This window comes from Sphingobium sp. FW305-3-2-15-F-TSA7 (genome assembly GCF_058787155.1).
Window position 1 is genome coordinate 119,359 of the sequence record NZ_JBYSZM010000003.1, and the last position, 16,225, is coordinate 135,583.

Here is a 16,225-nt window from a genome sequence, read left to right on the forward strand (position 1 = left end):
ATTCGCACACGAAACTTTACAATCTTGAGTCGCTCCCGGTCCGCGCCTGCGCCATCAAATGGTCAATCGAATGAAAGGCCGTTCCATGTCGTACCAGGATCATATCACGCAGACCGACCAGCTCATCCGCTCCAAGAGCGGCACATGGGACGGGATCAGCGCCGAAGCGGTCGCGCGCATGCGCCTGCAGAACCGGTTCCAGACCGGGCTCGACATTGCGCGCTACACCGCGAAGATCATGCGTGCCGACATGGCCGCCTATGACGCCGATCCGGCCAATTACACCCAGTCGCTGGGCTGCTGGCACGGCTTTATCGGCCAGCAGAAGATGATCTCGATCAAGAAGCATTTCGGCACCACCAAGGGCAAATATCTTTACCTGTCCGGCTGGATGGTTGCCGCGCTGCGTTCCGAATTCGGGCCGCTGCCCGATCAGTCGATGCATGAGAAGACCAGCGTGCCCGCGCTGATCGAGGAACTCTACACCTTCCTGCGCCAGGCCGATGCGCGCGAGCTGGGCGGCCTGTTCCGTGAGGTCGACGCGGCGCGCGACGCCGGCGATGCCGCCCGCGAAAAGGACGCGCTCGCCAAGATCGAAGGCTTCCAGACGCATGTCGTGCCGATCATCGCCGATATCGATGCCGGTTTCGGCAATGCCGAGGCGACCTATCTGCTCGCGAAGAAGATGATCGAAGCCGGCGCCTGCGCGCTGCAGATCGAGAATCAGGTGTCTGACGAAAAGCAGTGCGGCCATCAGGACGGCAAGGTCACCGTGCCGCACGAGGACTTCCTCGCGAAGGTCCGCGCCTGCCGCTACGCGTTCCTCGAGCTGGGCGTCGAGGACGGCATCATCGTCACGCGCACCGACTCGCTCGGCGCCGGCCTGACCAAGCAGATCGCGGTGAGCAAGGAGCCGGGCGATATCGGCGACCTGTACAACTCCTTCCTCGATTGCGAGGAGATCGATCCGGCGACCGCGCGCAACGGCGACGTGATCCTCAACCGCGACGGCAAGCTGCTGCGTCCCAAGCGGCTGCCCAGCAACCTGTTCCAGTTCCGCGCCGGCACCGGCGAGGATCGCTGCGTGCTCGATTGCATCACCTCGCTCCAGAACGGTGCCGACCTGTTGTGGATCGAGACCGAGAAGCCGCATATCGAGCAGATCGCGGGCATGGTCGACCGCATCCGCGAGGCCGTTCCCAACGCCAAGCTGGTCTATAACAATTCGCCGTCGTTCAACTGGACGCTCAATTTCCGCCAGCAGGTGTTCGACGCCTGGACCCAGGCGGGCAAGGATGTGTCGGATTACGACCGTGCGAACCTGATGAGCGCCAGCTATGACGAGAGCGAACTGGCGGCCGAAGCCGATGAGCGCATCCGCACCTTCCAGCGCGATTCCGCCAAGCGTGCCGGCATCTTCCATCACCTGATCACGCTGCCGACCTATCACACCGCGGCGCTCAGCACCGACAATCTCGCCAAGGAGTATTTCGGCGAGCAGGGCATGCTCGGCTACGTCGCCGGCGTGCAGCGCAAGGAGATCCGTCAGGGCATCGCCTGCGTGAAGCACCAGAACATGTCGGGCTCCGACATCGGCGACGACCATAAGGAATATTTCGCCGGTGAAGCCGCGCTGAAAGCCGGCGGAAAAGATAACACGATGAACCAGTTCAGCGAGGCAGCTTAAGCCGCACGCTGCGATAAAGATCCTCCCTGAAGGGGAGGGGGACCGCCGATCGAAGATCGGTGGTGGAGGGGTCCGGAATACCGGCCTTTTGAAAGTTTCCTGGGGAGGAAAGCACGCCCGTCGGTGGAGAAATCCACCGGCGGGCGCTGTCCTTTCCGGGTTAGTTCTTGTTTGCCGTGATTTAGCTTCGCTGGCCTACGGCTCCGAGCCGCCGGATGATTCCATCCGACTTGAAATCACTATTTCGAACCCCAGGCGTACCAGCAGAACGCCAGCAGCGGGGCGATCAGCGCCAGGCCGATCAGCAGGTTGCGGCCCAGGCTGACGCCGAAACGCTTGGGATGCTCGCGCTTCACGCGTTCGACGATCGCCTTGAACGCCGGATCGCCGGCGAGATGGCCGACCTCGATGATCGGGCCGTTGGCGAGGAAGTCGAGCAGCGTCTCGGTCTCCGCCTCGTCGAGCTGCGGGTAACGGCGCAGCAGCGTCGCGATATGGTCGCGATGATCGCGGTCGTCCGCGGGGACATGGTCGATGATCTGGATATTGGTCATGTTAGGTCTCTTCGATTGCGCAGATGCGCGGCGGCGGCCCACGCCCTGACGGCGCGGCGATCGCCGGTTTTGGATTTGGGTCTGGAGGATTCAGGCTATGCTCGAACCAGTCCCCCTCCCGTTTACGGGAGGGGTTAGGGGTGGGCCTGCGGTACACACAGCGCGCGCTTCGACATTCCCACCCCCAGCCCCTCCCGTAAACGGGAGGGGAGGATTCGACTTAACCGGATACGACTCCAGGCCCGCGGTTCAGCGGTGCGGAACACGAGCCTCTCGCTGGATCCCCGCCTGCGCGGGGATGACATGGCGGGATTCAGCCGGTCCGAATCAAACTACAGGGGGTGCGCGGGCGCGATGGGCGCCGGAAACCGTGCTTGGGGGCGCATCGGATTCGATCGCGGCATAGGTCTGGACCAGTGTCGCGGCCGGTGTCGTGACGATCGGCGCGCTGCCGGCAAGCGGCGGATCGCCGCTGCCCTGGCCGGGCTTGTCGGGCGCCTGAAAACGCCCGGCCTTGACGACATCCGCGGTGCGACCCTGGGCGATGATCGCCTGGATCGGCCGCGCCTCGATCGACAGCGGCCGGTTCGGCGAATCGGGTGCTTCAAGGCGTGGACCCGCCGCCACCAGGTGTCCGGCAAGCAGCAGCAGCGCCAGCCACGACATCAGGCGCCGGGCAAGGCGCGGCCTTTCAGGCTGGATGTCGGCGGCGGAATGCATGGTGCTATCTAGCGGCTATTGGGTGAATTGCACGTGTATGGGCATCCAGCCTGTACAATCGCCTCAACTCAGCAAGTCGAGGGACGTTTGGTTCAGTGCCACGTGTCTCGACTTCGCTCGACACAAACGGGTTTGGGGATTCGAGCCTAACGATCGGTCGCAAAGTGCCGAATTCGAAGCCTCACCCAAAATCCCGCGTCAATTCCCGCCGCATCTCGTCGCCGATCAGCGCGATATGGCCGTAATTGGGATGTTCCACATGAAACATCGCCGGTGCCGTTCCCGCGCGCCATGCCGCGATCTGGCCGGCGGTGAAGGGGAAGTGGAAGAAATGGACGCTCGATGCCTTGCCGTCGGGACGGCTACGTTCGACGTCACCCTCCGGCACCGCGGGCACGCGTTCGTCGCCGATCGAAATGAAGATCCGGTCCTCCACCCCGCCGAGCTGACCGAGCACGCGGCCGCGGATCACCGGATCGTCGATCTCGAACATCATCGTCGCGGTGAGTTCGCTGCCGTCCGGGATCATCGGATTATAAGCGGCGAGTTCGTCGGGCAGCTGCGCATCGCCGCCCTTTTCGATCCGCAGCATCTCCTGGATCTGGAGCCACATCGAATCCCAGCTTTCGAACAGCACCGTCGCATGCGGGCCCACCGACAGCCGGCGCAACCGCTTGCGCACGATATTCTCGTCGCGCTTGGCCTTGCGGATGCGGTCATAGTCGGGGACCGACAGGATATCGGCCGGGGTGATGGTACGCGTTTCGCGGGGCATCTCGTTCAGTCCTTAAATCCATAGGCCTTGGCCATGATCTCGATCGGATGGCCGATCCGTTCGGGCACTTTTTCCGATCCCGACAATTTCATGACCTGCTGCAGATGGGGGCCGGCCAGCGGGCATTCGCTGACCATATAGTCCGGATCGGTCTTGGCCAGCGCGCGGGCGGTGGGGCGGCCGACCTTGATGCCGGTGTCGAAATTCTCCGCCATGACGCCCCATTTGCCGCCATGGCCCGAACAGCGTTCGGTGAGCGCGGGGGTGGCGCCGGGGATCAGCCGCAGCATCTCCATCGCCTTGGGCCCCATATTCTGCGCGCGGCTGTGGCAGGCGAAATGGACGCCGATCGAGGCGGGCATCGCGTCGATCGGGACGAGCCCCGCTTCCTTCGACAGCGCGACCACATATTGCGAGAGGTCGTATGTATGCTCGGCCAGCCGCTTGACCGCTTCATTGCCGGGATGGAGCAACGGCCATTCGAATTTGAGCATCAGCGCACAGCTCGTCGTCAGCGGCACGATGTCGTACCCCTCGTCGATCAGCGGGCCGAACCAGGCCGCGACCTGTTCGGCGGCGGCGGCCACAGCGGCGAGATCGCCATTTTCGAGCTTGGGCATCGCGCAGCATTGCGGATGCTCCACGCGGATATCGACGCCATTATGCGCCAGCACCTTGATCGCCGCCTCGCCCGGCGTCTGATCGTTGAAATTGCCGTAACAGGTCGCATAGAGCGCGACCTTGCGGCCGAAACCGGGCGCCTGCGCGTTGGGCGGGGGAATGCGGTTCTCGACCGCACGGGTCAGCGGCACTTCGGCGAAATCGGGCAAATGCGCGCGCTTGTCGATGCCGAGCGTCGCCTGCATCACGCCGCGCGTCAGCCCGTTCGACTCCTTCGTCGCCCAATTGGCGACATCGTTGAGCATCGTGCCGAGCTTGCCATTGCGATCGGTCTTGGCGAGTTCGCGATCGGCAAGGCCGGTCTCGCCCTTGCGATGCTCGACCGCGCGATAGCGCAGCATCAGATGCGGGAAATCCAGGTCGAATTCATGGGGCGGCACATAGGGGCACTTCACCATGAAGCACATGTCGCACAGGGTGCAGGCGTCGACGACACCCTTGAAACTCTCCGATGCGAGGCTTTCGACATCCTCGTCCGGGCTTTCGTCGACCATGTCGAACAAGGTCGGGAAGCTGTCGCACAGATTGAAGCAGCGGCGGCAGCCATGACAGATGTCGAAGACGCGGCGCAGCTCGGCATCGAGCGCGTCCTCGTCGTAAAAAGCTTCGGATTGCCAATCGATCGGATGGCGGGTCGGCGCGTCGAGACTGCCTTCCTTCATGCGGATCCCCCTTATGCGAAAAGCAACATTCCGTTTGGGCTGAGCTTGTCGAAGACCATGCCTTTCCTTGCATCGGTCAAAGAAAGGCAGGACTTCGACAGGCTCAGCCCGAACGGTTCCGGTGAGGGATATCAGCCCTCAGGCGTCGAGCGTGTCGAGCGTCTTCTGGAATTTGCCGGCATGGCTCTTTTCGGCCTTGGCGAGCGTCTCGAACCAGTCGGCGATCTCGTCGAAACCCTCGTCGCGCGCGGTCCGCGCCATGCCGGGATACATGTCGGTATATTCGTGGGTCTCGCCCGCGATCGCAGCCTTGAGATTGTCGGAGGTCGGGCCGATCGGCAGGTCGGTCGCCGGATCGCCGGCTTCCTCGAGGAATTCGAGATGGCCGTGCGCATGGCCGGTTTCGCCCTCGGCAGTCGAACGGAACACCGCCGCGACGTCGTTATAGCCTTCGATATCGGCCTTTTGCGCGAAATAGAGATAACGGCGATTGGCCTGGCTTTCGCCGGCAAATGCGGCCTTCAGATTATCCTCGGTCTTCGTACCCTTCAAAGTCATGGCGTGTCCCTCGCAAAACTGTCTGAGTCGTCCGCATAGTCGCGGCATCATCAGGCTAGCAGCACCGGAATCGCCAGCAAAATCGATTTGTTGACAGTTTCTGATCAACTGAAGCGATCAGCGGACCGCTATCGCGACGCTGACAAGCATGTTAGTAATTAATGACGGCAATGGCCGCGGAAGAGAGGTAGGATGGCGATCGAACATTTCGACGTGCTGATCGTCGGCGCGGGAATCTCGGGCATCGGCGCGGGCTATCACCTGCAGGCCAATTGCCCGGGCAAGACCTATGCGATCCTCGAAGGGCGCGCGCAGATCGGCGGAACCTGGGATCTGTTCCGCTATCCCGGCATCCGGTCCGATTCGGACATGTATACGCTGGGCTATTCCTTCCGCCCCTGGACCGAGGCCAAGGCGATCGCCGACGGCCCTGCCATCCTCAACTATCTCGACGAAACCGCGCGCGATCACGGCATCGATCGCCATATCCGGTTCGGCCACAAGGTCCGCCATGCCGGCTGGTCGACCGCCGACGCGCGCTGGACGGTGGAGGTCGAGATCGACGGACAGCCGGCGCGCTTCACCTGCGGCTTCCTGTTCATGTGTTCGGGCTATTATAATTATGCCGCGGGCTACACGCCCGACTTTGCCGGTCTCGCGGACTTCAAGGGCAGGATCGTCCATCCACAGCTGTGGAGCGACGATATCGATTATGCCGGCAAGCGCGTCGTCGTGATCGGCAGCGGCGCGACCGCGGTGACTTTGGTGCCCGAAATGGCGAAGCAGGCGGCGCACGTCACCATGCTCCAGCGCTCGCCCACCTATATCGTCTCACGCCCCGCCGAAGACAGGATCGCGAACAATCTGCGCCGGATGCTGCCGAGCAAGCTCGCTTATGGCATCACCCGCTGGAAGAATGTGCTGCTCGGCATGTTCTTCTTCCGCATGGCGCGCAAGAAACCCGCCAAGGTGAAGGCGAAGCTGATCGCGCTCGCCAAGGCGGAGCTGCCCAGCGGCTATGACGTCGCCACCCACCTGACCCCGCGCTACAATCCCTGGGATCAGCGCGTCTGCCTGGTGCCCGACGGCGACCTGTTCGCGTCGATCCGCGAGGGCAAATCGTCGATCGTGACCGACACGATCGATCGCTTCACCGAGACCGGATTGACGCTGGCATCGGGCGAGCGGCTCGACGCCGATCTGGTCGTGACGGCGACGGGGCTCGACATGCAATTGCTCGGCGGCATGACGCTCGATGTCGACGGCGCCCCCGTCGAGCCTGCGCAATGCCTGAGCTACAAGGCGATGATGCTGTCGGGCGTGCCCAATTTCGCGACGAGCTTCGGCTATACCAACGCATCCTGGACGCTGAAGGCGGACCTCACCTGCGAATATGTCTGCCGGCTGCTCAACCATATGGACCGGACGGGCACGCGCCAGTGCACGCCGACGCTCGACGATCCGAGCGTGACGGACGAGGACTTCCTCGACTTCAGCTCGGGCTATGTCCAGCGCGCCAAGGCGAAGCTACCGCGTCAGGGATCGAAGCTGCCCTGGAAGGTCCACCAGAATTACGCGCGCGACCTGATGATGCTGCGCTATGGCAAGGTCGATGACGGCACGATGCGGTTTTCGAACCCGGCACCGGTGGCGGTGCGGGCGACGGGACAACTGACGCCAGAGCCGGCGTAAGCAAATCCGCTTGTCCCGAGCGAAGTCGAGGGACGTCGGTACCGTGCGGGCGTGTCTCGACTTCGCTCGACACGAACGGAGGTAAGAGCCGGACCTACTCCTCCAGCCAGCGCAGCACCCGCTCGCCACGTGGCGACAGCCGGTAGCCGACCGCCAGGCTCTCGGTCAGTCCTTTCGCCTTGAGCGCGCGGACGCGGGGTTTGAAGATCGCGGTTTCCAGCCCGAGCAGTTCGGCAAGCTCCGGAGCGCGTCTCCCGGGGAATTGCGCGATCAAGCCCAGCGCGGCGCTCACGAATTCCCGATCGGCACGCCCGAGCAGCGCTGCGATCTCCGCGTCCGAAAGATCCGCATCCTCGCGGAGCGCCGTGCGCGGATCCGCACCGGCCGGGCCGAGCGCGATCCGGTAGAGATCGCCCTCTCGCCCCGTCAGTTCGGCACGAAGCGCGGCGAGATCGGAAAAGCCCGCCGCGCGCGCATCCGCGTCGGTCAATCCATCCTCCGTCACCCGGTCGACCGCATGGATCGCGACCAGCCCGGCCTGGGTAAGCTGCGTGCCGCCCGCCGTCGCGCCGGGTTTCTTCCAGCGGCGGAACTGGAGCGTGACCGCGCCCGACGCGATACCGTCCAGAGTTTCGCGCCGGAAAAGCATCAGCTCTTTTTCAGGATATCCAGCGCGGCGGCCGTCATCGCCTCGGTGGCGGTCGAGATCACCGTTTCCGCTTCGGGCGCCCAGAACGGGCTGTGCAGCGAGGGCAGCCTGGTCGGATCGCCACCGGCCGCATCCCATTTCGCTTTCGGCACGCCGCCCACCCAGAAAAGCAGGCTCTGGATCGACTTGTCGGTATCGCGATAGCGTCCAAAATCCTCGCCCACCATCGGCGGCGGGACCGCGGTCACCCGATCCTTGCCGAAGCGCGTGGCGAAGAAGCCCGCCATGCGCGCGGTGAATTCGGGCGTGTTGATCGCGGCCGGGGTGGAGGTTTCACGCTGAACCGTTACGACGGGCATCTTGTCCTCCGGCACGCCGGCGGCGATCGCCTCGCCCCTCGCGATCCGGGCGATGCCGCCCAGCATCAGTTCACGCGCCTTGTCGTTATAGGTGCGCACGGTCAGCAGCAGCTTCGCCTCGTCGGGAATCACATTGTGCTTGGCGCCCGCCTGGAAACTGCCGACGGTGACCACCGCGGCATCCTGGGGATCGAGCTCTCGGCTGACCAGCGTCTGGAGCGTGCCGACGATGCGCGACGCGATCACGATCGGATCCTTGGTCGCCTGTGGCACCGCGCCATGCCCGCCCAACCCCTTGACCAGCAGGTCGACGCTGTCGACCGTCGCAGCGGCGGGGCCGGAGGTATAGCCGATCGTTCCCGCGGGCAGCGAGGCGCTGTCGTGGAAAGCCAGCGCATATTGCGGCTTGGGGAATCTGGTGAACAGCCCGTCGGCGAGCATCGCCTTGGCGCCCTCGCTGGTCTCCTCGCCGGGCTGGAGAATCATGACGAGCGTGCCCGACCATTGATCCTTCATCGCCGCGAGCCGTTTCGCCGTGGCGACCCAGGCCGTCATATGCGTATCGTGGCCGCAGGCATGCATCACGCTCGTCTCGACGCCGGTGGCGCTGACGCCCTTGGCCTTGCTCGCAAACGGGAGCCCGGTCTGCTCGGGGACGGGCAGGCCGTCCATATCGGCGCGGATCAGCAGCACCGGGCCCGGGCCATTCTCCATCACCGCGACCACGCCGGTGACGCCGACTTTCTCGGTCACCTTGAAACCCAGTTTGCGCGCCTCGACGGCCAGCTTCGCAGAGGTGTTGACCTCCTTCATGCTCAGTTCGGGATTGGCGTGCAGGTCGCGATAGAGCGGCATCACCGCCGGCATGTCCTTCGCGACGGCATCGCGCAGCGGATCGGCAAGCGCGGGGGTGGCGAACAGCAAAGGCAAAGCGGCGAGAACAAGACGGCGCATTCGGGTCTCCCAGATGATGCGCGGGACGCTAGGCCGAAAAGGATCTGAACTCAAAACCCTTCCGTCGCTCAAGCGACAGGAAAGGGAGCATAGTGTCAGCTCGCCGGCACCAGCTCGACCACATCCATCATCGATTCGAAGCGCGGCCAGGGCAGGATCAGCCGCCAGCGGCGCGGCGCGATCTTCTCCACCGCGCCGGCCATGTCGCGATCGGCATCGCGGCCATAATCGATCGCCTGGCTCTCGTCGCCGAGCATCAGCGTGCCGAGGAAGATCTGGCGGGCGCCGTCGCCGTCGAACACGAGGCCCACCGGCCGCTGCGATCCGCTGGTCTTGGTGAAGCTGGACACGCCACCCTCGTCGGCGATGGTGCAGTTGAAGGCGGGATAGACGGTATAGTCGCTCATGCCCGCGCTTTTTGCGCCCAGCTTGATGACGCGACAGCGATAGGTACCGGCCGGGATGCCGTCCGGATCGGCGATTGCCGCGTCGGGTTCGAGCAGCCGGCCATGGCTCGCGACCTGTGCGGCGTGCGACACGCGCGCCTGGCGCAGCGCCGTCGTGAAAGCCGTCCGCCAGTCCCGCAGCCTCTGCCGATCGGCGGCGGTCGCAACCTTGCGCCAATCGGCCGCGACCGGCGCGGAGGCCGACTCCACCGTGGACGGCCCCTTCGAAGCGCATCCCGCGACCAGAAGGACGACAAACGCCCCCCGGAAAACTGCATTCATGGCGACCCTATCGTGCGGTTTACAAGACGGCAGCATGACAGGGCCGTCACCAAAGGGCCAGCGCGGAAAACCCTTATTGCGCCGTCCATCCTCCATCGACCGACAGATTGGCGCCGGTGATCGTGCTCGCTTCGTCGCGGCACAGGAAGTGCGCGAGTGCGGCAACCTGTTCGACGGTAACGAAGGTCTTGGTCGGCTGGCCCGCGAGCAGGACGTCGTTCATCACCTGCTCGCGCGTCATGCCCCGCGCCTTCATCGTATCGGGGATCTGATTCTCGACCAGAGGTGTCCAGACATAGCCGGGCGAGATGCAATTGGCGGTGACGCCGAAAGTGGCGAGTTCGAGCGCGACGGTCTTGGTGAAACCGGCCAGCCCGTGCTTGGCCGTGACATAGGCCGATTTGAACGGCGAGGCGACGAGCGAATGGGCCGACGCGGTCTGGATGATCCGGCCCCATTTTTGTTGCTTCATATGGGGGATGGCAAGGCGGGTGGTGTGGAATGCCGCGTTCAGATTGAGCGCGATGATCAGATCCCATTTGTCGAGCGGGAAGTCCTCGACCGGTGCGACATGCTGGACGCCGGCATTGTTGATCAGGATGTCGACGCCGCCGAACGCCTTGGCGGCCTCCGCCATCATCGCCTCGATCTGATCGACCTTGGTCAGGTCGTGCCCGCTATAGATGGCGCCGCCGCCACTTGCCTGCTCCAGCCCCGCGCGCTCGGTCTCGATCGCCTGGGAATCGCCGAAGCCGTTGATGATCAGGTTCGCGCCTTCGCCGGCGAGCATCTTCGCATAAGCGAGGCCGATGCCTGAGGTGGAGCCGGTGACGAGCGCGGTCTTGCCCTTGAGGAACATTCTGATCAGCCTTTCGATATCTCGGTGTCATTCCCGCGCAGGCGGAAATCCGGTGTCGTCGGACATGATGCCCGACACAGTGTGGATCCCCGCTTTCGCGGGCATGACAAGTTGTTCAGGAAACTCATATGCCCGGTTTCGCCGCCGCCGGCGGAGACAGGTCGAACGCGGCGGTCTTGCCGTCGATGATGTTGGTCGCGAGCAATCCCGCCTTGGAGATCGCGCCGGACACCGCCTGATGCCCCGCCAGCCAATGTTCGGCCATGGTCCGCGCCGAGAATTCATAATCGCGCGATCCGCCCTCCCAGGCATTGGCGCGATAGATCAGGTGGACCAGATTGACCGCGCTTTCGTGCGCGAGTTCCGCCAGCGCCTTGATATCGGGATCCTCGGCCAGATCGGCGGGCAGCCTGACGAGCGCGCGGCGGATCGCCTCGCGTTCCTTGCGCAGTTTCAGCAACTGATCCGACACCTGGCGCGTACGGCTGGAGAAACGGATCTCCTTCTCGCGCGCCATCACGTCCATGATCGTGCGCGGGCGATCGTGCGCGGCGGGGAACAGATCGACCTGGAACACCAGCAGGTCGCCCGACTGATTGTCGAGCACATGGCTGAGCGGCGTGTTCGACACCAGCCCGCCATCCCACCACAGGCAGCCGTCGATCTCGATCGGCGGCAGGCCGGGCGGCAATGCGCCCGACGCCATGATATGGCGGGCGTCGATCCGCTCGATCCGATTGTCGAAATAGCGGAAATTGCCCGACTCGACATTCACCGCGCCCACCGAGAACCGCATCGGCCCGTCGTTGAGCAGATCCCAGTCGACCAGCGCGTCGAGCGTGCCGGCCAGCGCCGCGCTGTCGTAGAAGCTCAGCGCCTGCATCGTGCCGGGTGCCGCGAGCATCGGCGGAATCGGCCGCGGGCTGAAGAAACCGGGCACGCCGAAACCGGCGACGAAACCCGCCGACCATTCGTGGAGGAATTCGCGAAGCTGGTCGTCATGCCAGACCGGGAAACTCGGCAGGGCCGCGGTCACCCGGTCCCAGAAAGCGCGGAGCCGTTCGACGCGGCGTTCCGGCGGATTGCCCGCGATCAGCGCCGCATTGACCGCTCCGATCGAAATGCCCGCCACCCAGTCGATCTCGATGCCGGTGTCGGCAAGCGCTTCGAACACGCCGGCCTGATAACTGCCCAGCGCGCCGCCGCCCTGCAGCACCAGAGCAACCTGATCGGGCAGCGGCAACGCAGCGTTGCGCGCCGTGCGGTGGCGGGAAGCGGGATCGGACCTGGCCATTGTGCAGCGCAATATCAGAAGACGCACCTCGGGGCTATTGCTTCCGACGCAAGAGGGACTGTCCTCAACGCGCGGGCTGCGCCATAGTTCGGTCCACGCAACCCCTGGGGTGGCGCATCGTTGAAGCGGATTGAGACGCACAAAGGCTGGGGAGCGGCACCATGCGGTTGGACGACGAACAGGAAAGCAGCAGCTTCGAGGATCGCAGCAGTGGCGGTGGCCGCGGCTTCGGATTTCCGGGTGGCGGCGGGCTGCGGCTCGGCGGCGGCCGGCTCGGTTGCGGCGGCATCGTCATCCTGCTGGTGATCGCACTGTTGCTCGGCATCAATCCGTTGAATCTGCTCGGCGATGGCCAGCTCAGCACGCCCGCACCGCAAACCCAGGGGCCCGCGGCGCCGGCCGGCGCGGACGGATCGACGATCGACCCGCAGCTGCGCAGCACGATCCTGAAAGTGCTGGGATCGACCGAGCGGCGCTGGACCGACATCTTCGCGGCGAGCGGCGAGCGCTATGAGAAACCGGTCCTGGTCTTCTACACCAATAACGACCAGTCGGGCTGCGGCGCGGCACAGGCAGCGATGGGCCCCTTCTACTGCCCGGCCGATCACCGTATCTATCTCGACGTCTCCTTCTTCGACGAACTCGCCAACCGTTTCGGCGCGAAGGGCGATTTTGCCGGCGCCTATGTGATCGCGCACGAGGTCGGCCATCACGTTCAGACCGTCACCGGCATCGCCGACAAGGTCCGTGCCGCGCAGGCACGTGCAAGCCGGGCCGAGGGCAATGCGCTGCAGGTCGGCATGGAGTTGCAGGCCGATTGCTATGCCGGCGTCTGGGCGGCCAACGACAAGAATCTGATGGAGCCCGGCGACATGGAGGAAGGACTGACCGCCGCCAACGCCATCGGCGACGATACGCTGCAAAAGGCGGCCGGCCAGCGCCCCGTGCCCGAGAGCTTCACTCACGGCACCTCGGCACAGCGCATGCAGTGGCTGAAGCGCGGGCTCGAAACCGGCGATCCCGCGCAGTGCGACACGTTCAGGGGTGCTCTCTGAACGGGCTGCGCATCGAATAATGGACAATCGCGACGCTCGCCACTAGACGGCGTGGCCATGACCATGTCCGCTCTTGGCTACCGATACCCCCGCTCCAACTGACGGGCGAGTTGCGCCCGTCTCATGCGGACGGGCTGGGTATGAGTGAACCCAAGGGACTGTAAATCCCCCGCTGATGCTGTGAAGGTGCGAATTCCTTCCCCGTCCACCATAAGCGGAAACGAATCCGATAGACCGGAGCCGCCACGGAAAAAGGCCGACATGTCGCCATGCCGGCCTTCCCCTCCCTCTCCGCGCCACATCTGCGGGCGCGGGATCGAACAAGGGTTCAATAGAAACCCATGAAGCGGGTATAGCTGTAGGAAGCACTCCGCCCGACATCGTCATCGCCGAAAAGGGCACCGCGCCGCTCTTCGTCGCGCCACGCATTCTGCGCCTCTTCGGCAGTCCTGGAGATGGTGACGCGATCGTCGACCGACTGGATCCACGCCGACGGGATTGAATGATGATGTCCGCCGGCATCCTTGTCGGATTTGGTCAGGACGATGCGATCGCCGCGCACCTTGTCGACCGTGCCCACATGTGCGCCGTCGCTGCCGAGCACTTCCATATGTTCGGTCACCCGCTGCAGCGAACCACGCTGATCGCTCCGACGATTGCGCCATGATCCGAACTCGCTGTCGAAGCGCGACTGATTTTCACGACGATATTCGTCATAGTCGCGATCGAGCGCGGCAATCTGGCGGTTGCGCCAATGGCTGTAGCTGGAATCATAGCCGCCGCGCGGCGCCGGATGTTCATGGCGTTCGTCATAACGCGCGTCGAGTTCGCGCCGGCGTTCGGCCTCCTCATCGCCGAACCAGGAACGGACCTCGTCGCCTGCGCGGCTGAAGAAGCCGCGATCGTCATGATCATAATCCGCCGGCCCATCGCTTCGGGCGTAGCGTCCACGTTCATGATCCCCGCGTGGCGCATATGGTCGGCCCGGACGGTCATTGTCGTATCGGTCGCGATCATGATCGCGATCACCACCGTAAGCGCGTGCGCCACGATCATCCCGGAAGCGATAATCCCGATCGTCGCGGCGTCCGTCCCGGAAGCTGCGGTCGTTTCGATAATAGCCCATCGAACCTCTCCTCAACAGCGATGCGCAAGGCGTCACGCCATGCGCAATCCGTCGAAAAAATGGAGCTCCGATGGGTGTTGTTCCCCGGAGAGTCGCTCAATCGTGCACCTGCATGGATGAACGGTCCGCCGCAAACGAAACGATCGACGGGCTGCCTGATCAAGCCCGTTGCATCGGCCGAAATGTGAAGCTAAAGGGAGCGGCCCGCGCGAAACCGCCGGGTATGGGGCGGGGCTGTAGCTCAGATGGGAGAGCGCTGCAATCGCACTGCAGAGGTCAGGGGTTCGATTCCCCTCAGCTCCACCACCCCTAACATCGCGGAAATCCTGGACATTATGCGCGACGACCCGCCCGCGCGGCGGCCATGCTGACGACGGTGGGTCCGCATTGGGTCCGCAGATGCACCGTGGTGTAGCGGCGCATTTCGCTCCAGTAGTCCTCGACGGCCAGGATCAGCTCGCGGAGGAAGTCAGGGCGCAAGTGCATGTAGTTGCGCTTGCCGGTCCCGATCGGCGCATGGCCCGCCGCCATATCGATCTGCCGCTCGTCCACGCCGCGCTTGTGCATTTCGGAGATAGCCGTGTGGCGAAGCGTGTTCGGCGTGCCCAGGCCGCGCAGCTGCGGCCGAGGCTCCGTCTCGCCCAGCTTGCGACGCGCCGGCAGCATCACCGGCTCGCGGCTGGCGTTCAGCACCGGCCGGCTGATCCCGGCATCGATCAGGCATCGATCGAATGATTTGCCCAGGTCGTAACAGTCGCGCTCGAAATATTCGGGGGTCTTCGGATCGGCCCAGGTGTCCCGCGCCTTCTCCGCCCGATACTTGATCACCTTGCCCTCGATCCCCTCCAGCCACGGCGCCAGCGTCGGCGCGATCGGCACGATGGACCGGCGCTTGCTGGTCTGGTCGCGCTCCGGATCCAGGAAATACATGAGCCCGCAATCTAGCTGGTGATCGTGCAGGTCCAGGATCGCCTCGCTGCGCCCGCAGCTGCTCAGGGCGATCATGGTATAGAGCATGACATGGTGGCGCTCAGGCCGACCCCATGCCGCTTCCAGCAACCCGGCGACCTGCTCCATGCTGTAGATCAGTTCGCGCGGCTTCGCCTTGTCGCGCGGGTCGACGTCCTTCACGAAGGGGGCGGCGACAATCAATTCCTCGCGCCATGCCCAGTTCAGCGCGCTGCGAAGGGCTGCGAGATCTCGGCTGATTGTGTGTCCGCCGACGCCTTCGGCCTTGCGGAAGGCGATGAAGCGGTCGACCAGCGCTTTGTTGACGTTGGCCACGGTGACGCCGCCGATGATCCTGCCCAGCTGGCGCTCGCGATCGAAGAAGCGCAGCAGGTGCGCGACGGAATAGCGCCAGCGATCCGGATCAGCCTTCGTGGACGCGTGGTCCTTCAGGAAGCCGGCCAGCAGCTCGGCGACAGCGGCGTCGGTCTGCGCCTGCGGCGCTGCCGGCTTGCTCGCCTCCAGATAATGAAGGGCTAGTGCTTTCCGTGCTGCTTCCGGGGGGTTCGCTTTGTCGCCTCCGCCAATGCCCGTGCTTCGGCGGCGGCGTGTACGTGCGGCGGAATCGTACCAGGCGATGCACCAGTCGTCCCGCTCGGCGCGGTAATCAAGCCAGTATTCTCCAAGCTGGACCCGATCGGCATCGGCTGCGGCTGCTCGTCTTGCCATGACCCCAACAACTCCTTTGTTCGCGCGGCCAGCAACTGGGCATAGGCCGGGTGTCCAATCAGAGCCCGGGCAAGGTCGGCGCCAAGGTGGGCCTTGGTGCCGTTCCGCGCCGCGCGCTCCAGGATGGCGGTCATCTCCGTGAAGGGCTGACTATCCATCGTGTGTGTATCCACTACACAATGATGCAGCGTAACG

General features: G+C 64.4%; 15 protein-coding genes and 2 tRNA genes. 5 read left to right on the forward strand and 12 right to left on the reverse strand.

Annotation, left to right across the window (positions count from 1 at the left end; genetic code table 11):
- Positions 1–85 precede the first annotated feature (85 nt).
- A complete protein-coding gene (locus AC3WN8_RS02885; protein WP_492668018.1) occupies positions 86–1,687 on the forward strand; it encodes an isocitrate lyase in 1,602 nt (533 codons plus the stop codon).
- A 239-nt stretch (positions 1,688–1,926) separates the two neighbouring features.
- Here AC3WN8_RS02885 and AC3WN8_RS02890 read toward each other — a convergent pair whose 3' ends face one another.
- The 5 genes from AC3WN8_RS02890 to AC3WN8_RS02910 form a co-directional block, all read right to left on the reverse strand.
- On the reverse strand, positions 1,927–2,241 hold the full coding sequence (locus tag AC3WN8_RS02890; RefSeq protein ID WP_492667874.1) for a hypothetical protein: 315 nt from the start codon (positions 2,239–2,241) through the stop codon (positions 1,927–1,929).
- 327 nt (positions 2,242–2,568) lie between these two features.
- Positions 2,569–2,961: a hypothetical protein gene (locus AC3WN8_RS02895; protein WP_492667875.1), complete on the reverse strand. Its 393-nt coding sequence runs from the start codon at positions 2,959–2,961 to the stop codon at positions 2,569–2,571.
- A 181-nt stretch (positions 2,962–3,142) separates the two neighbouring features.
- A complete protein-coding gene (locus AC3WN8_RS02900) occupies positions 3,143–3,736 on the reverse strand; it encodes a DUF3501 family protein (RefSeq protein ID WP_492667876.1) in 594 nt (197 codons plus the stop codon).
- A gap of 5 nt (positions 3,737–3,741) precedes the next feature.
- Entirely contained in the window at positions 3,742–5,079 is a 1,338-nt protein-coding gene (locus AC3WN8_RS02905) for a heterodisulfide reductase-related iron-sulfur binding cluster (RefSeq protein WP_492667877.1), read from the reverse strand.
- 138 nt (positions 5,080–5,217) lie between these two features.
- Complete coding sequence (locus AC3WN8_RS02910) at positions 5,218–5,637, reverse strand: rubrerythrin family protein (RefSeq protein ID WP_222991968.1); 420 nt, start codon at positions 5,635–5,637, stop codon at positions 5,218–5,220.
- Between the two features lie 192 nt (positions 5,638–5,829).
- Between AC3WN8_RS02910 and AC3WN8_RS02915 the strand changes: the two genes are divergently transcribed.
- Positions 5,830–7,329, forward strand: coding sequence for a flavin-containing monooxygenase (locus tag AC3WN8_RS02915; protein WP_492667878.1), 1,500 nt, complete (start codon positions 5,830–5,832; stop codon positions 7,327–7,329).
- A gap of 94 nt (positions 7,330–7,423) precedes the next feature.
- Here AC3WN8_RS02915 and AC3WN8_RS02920 read toward each other — a convergent pair whose 3' ends face one another.
- The 5 genes from AC3WN8_RS02920 to AC3WN8_RS02940 all read right to left on the reverse strand — a co-directional run bounded on the left by AC3WN8_RS02920 (position 7,424) and on the right by AC3WN8_RS02940 (position 12,172).
- Positions 7,424–7,978: an ASCH domain-containing protein gene (locus tag AC3WN8_RS02920; protein WP_492667879.1), complete on the reverse strand. Its 555-nt coding sequence runs from the start codon at positions 7,976–7,978 to the stop codon at positions 7,424–7,426.
- The gene (locus tag AC3WN8_RS02925; protein ID WP_492667880.1) at positions 7,978–9,291 is read right to left on the reverse strand and encodes an amidohydrolase; all 1,314 of its coding nucleotides are present in this window, start codon (positions 9,289–9,291) and stop codon (positions 7,978–7,980) included. The genes AC3WN8_RS02920 and AC3WN8_RS02925 overlap by 1 nt, the downstream gene beginning before the upstream one ends.
- A 95-nt stretch (positions 9,292–9,386) precedes the next feature.
- Positions 9,387–9,947 carry a DUF4893 domain-containing protein gene (locus AC3WN8_RS02930; RefSeq protein WP_492667881.1) on the reverse strand — a complete coding sequence of 187 codons (561 nt, stop codon included), beginning with the start codon at positions 9,945–9,947 and terminating at the stop codon, positions 9,387–9,389.
- A gap of 145 nt (positions 9,948–10,092) precedes the next feature.
- On the reverse strand, positions 10,093–10,878 hold the full coding sequence (locus tag AC3WN8_RS02935; protein WP_492667882.1) for a 3-hydroxybutyrate dehydrogenase: 786 nt from the start codon (positions 10,876–10,878) through the stop codon (positions 10,093–10,095).
- Positions 10,879–11,002: 124 nt separating this feature from the next.
- Positions 11,003–12,172: a patatin-like phospholipase family protein gene (locus AC3WN8_RS02940; RefSeq protein WP_492667883.1), complete on the reverse strand. Its 1,170-nt coding sequence runs from the start codon at positions 12,170–12,172 to the stop codon at positions 11,003–11,005.
- 161 nt (positions 12,173–12,333) lie between these two features.
- Between AC3WN8_RS02940 and ypfJ the strand changes: the two genes are divergently transcribed.
- A complete protein-coding gene (ypfJ, locus tag AC3WN8_RS02945) occupies positions 12,334–13,227 on the forward strand; it encodes a KPN_02809 family neutral zinc metallopeptidase (protein ID WP_492667884.1) in 894 nt (297 codons plus the stop codon).
- A gap of 127 nt (positions 13,228–13,354) precedes the next feature.
- Positions 13,355–13,438 (forward strand) — tRNA-Tyr (locus AC3WN8_RS02950).
- Between the two features lie 117 nt (positions 13,439–13,555).
- Here the strand turns inward: AC3WN8_RS02950 and AC3WN8_RS02955 are convergent.
- Positions 13,556–14,353, reverse strand: coding sequence for a DUF2171 domain-containing protein (locus AC3WN8_RS02955; RefSeq protein WP_492667885.1), 798 nt, complete (start codon positions 14,351–14,353; stop codon positions 13,556–13,558).
- Between the two features lie 230 nt (positions 14,354–14,583).
- Between AC3WN8_RS02955 and AC3WN8_RS02960 the strand changes: the two genes are divergently transcribed.
- Positions 14,584–14,659 (forward strand) — tRNA-Ala (locus AC3WN8_RS02960).
- A gap of 27 nt (positions 14,660–14,686) precedes the next feature.
- Here AC3WN8_RS02960 and AC3WN8_RS02965 read toward each other — a convergent pair.
- Entirely contained in the window at positions 14,687–16,030 is a 1,344-nt protein-coding gene (locus AC3WN8_RS02965) for a tyrosine-type recombinase/integrase (RefSeq protein WP_492667886.1), read from the reverse strand.
- Between the last annotated feature and the right edge of the window lie 195 nt (positions 16,031–16,225).

Excerpts from the sequence above, each read along its gene's own strand:
- AC3WN8_RS02925 (WP_492667880.1), bottom strand. The coding sequence starts at position 9,291 with ATGCGCCGTCTTGTTCTCGCCGCTTTGCCTTTGCTGTTCGCCACCCCC.
- ypfJ (WP_492667884.1), top strand. The coding sequence starts at position 12,334 with ATGCGGTTGGACGACGAACAGGAAAGCAGCAGCTTCGAGGATCGCAGC.
- AC3WN8_RS02900 (WP_492667876.1), bottom strand. The coding sequence starts at position 3,736 with ATGCCCCGCGAAACGCGTACCATCACCCCGGCCGATATCCTGTCGGTC.
- AC3WN8_RS02935 (WP_492667882.1), bottom strand. The coding sequence starts at position 10,878 with ATGTTCCTCAAGGGCAAGACCGCGCTCGTCACCGGCTCCACCTCAGGC.
- AC3WN8_RS02940 (WP_492667883.1), bottom strand. The coding sequence starts at position 12,172 with ATGGCCAGGTCCGATCCCGCTTCCCGCCACCGCACGGCGCGCAACGCT.
- AC3WN8_RS02920 (WP_492667879.1), bottom strand. The coding sequence starts at position 7,978 with ATGCTTTTCCGGCGCGAAACTCTGGACGGTATCGCGTCGGGCGCGGTC.
- AC3WN8_RS02905 (WP_492667877.1), bottom strand. The coding sequence starts at position 5,079 with ATGAAGGAAGGCAGTCTCGACGCGCCGACCCGCCATCCGATCGATTGG.
- AC3WN8_RS02895 (WP_492667875.1), bottom strand. The coding sequence starts at position 2,961 with ATGCATTCCGCCGCCGACATCCAGCCTGAAAGGCCGCGCCTTGCCCGG.
- AC3WN8_RS02965 (WP_492667886.1), bottom strand. The coding sequence starts at position 16,030 with ATGGCAAGACGAGCAGCCGCAGCCGATGCCGATCGGGTCCAGCTTGGA.
- AC3WN8_RS02915 (WP_492667878.1), top strand. The coding sequence starts at position 5,830 with ATGGCGATCGAACATTTCGACGTGCTGATCGTCGGCGCGGGAATCTCG.
- AC3WN8_RS02885 (WP_492668018.1), top strand. The coding sequence starts at position 86 with ATGTCGTACCAGGATCATATCACGCAGACCGACCAGCTCATCCGCTCC.
- AC3WN8_RS02910 (WP_222991968.1), bottom strand. The coding sequence starts at position 5,637 with ATGACTTTGAAGGGTACGAAGACCGAGGATAATCTGAAGGCCGCATTT.
- AC3WN8_RS02955 (WP_492667885.1), bottom strand. The coding sequence starts at position 14,353 with ATGGGCTATTATCGAAACGACCGCAGCTTCCGGGACGGACGCCGCGAC.
- AC3WN8_RS02890 (WP_492667874.1), bottom strand. The coding sequence starts at position 2,241 with ATGACCAATATCCAGATCATCGACCATGTCCCCGCGGACGACCGCGAT.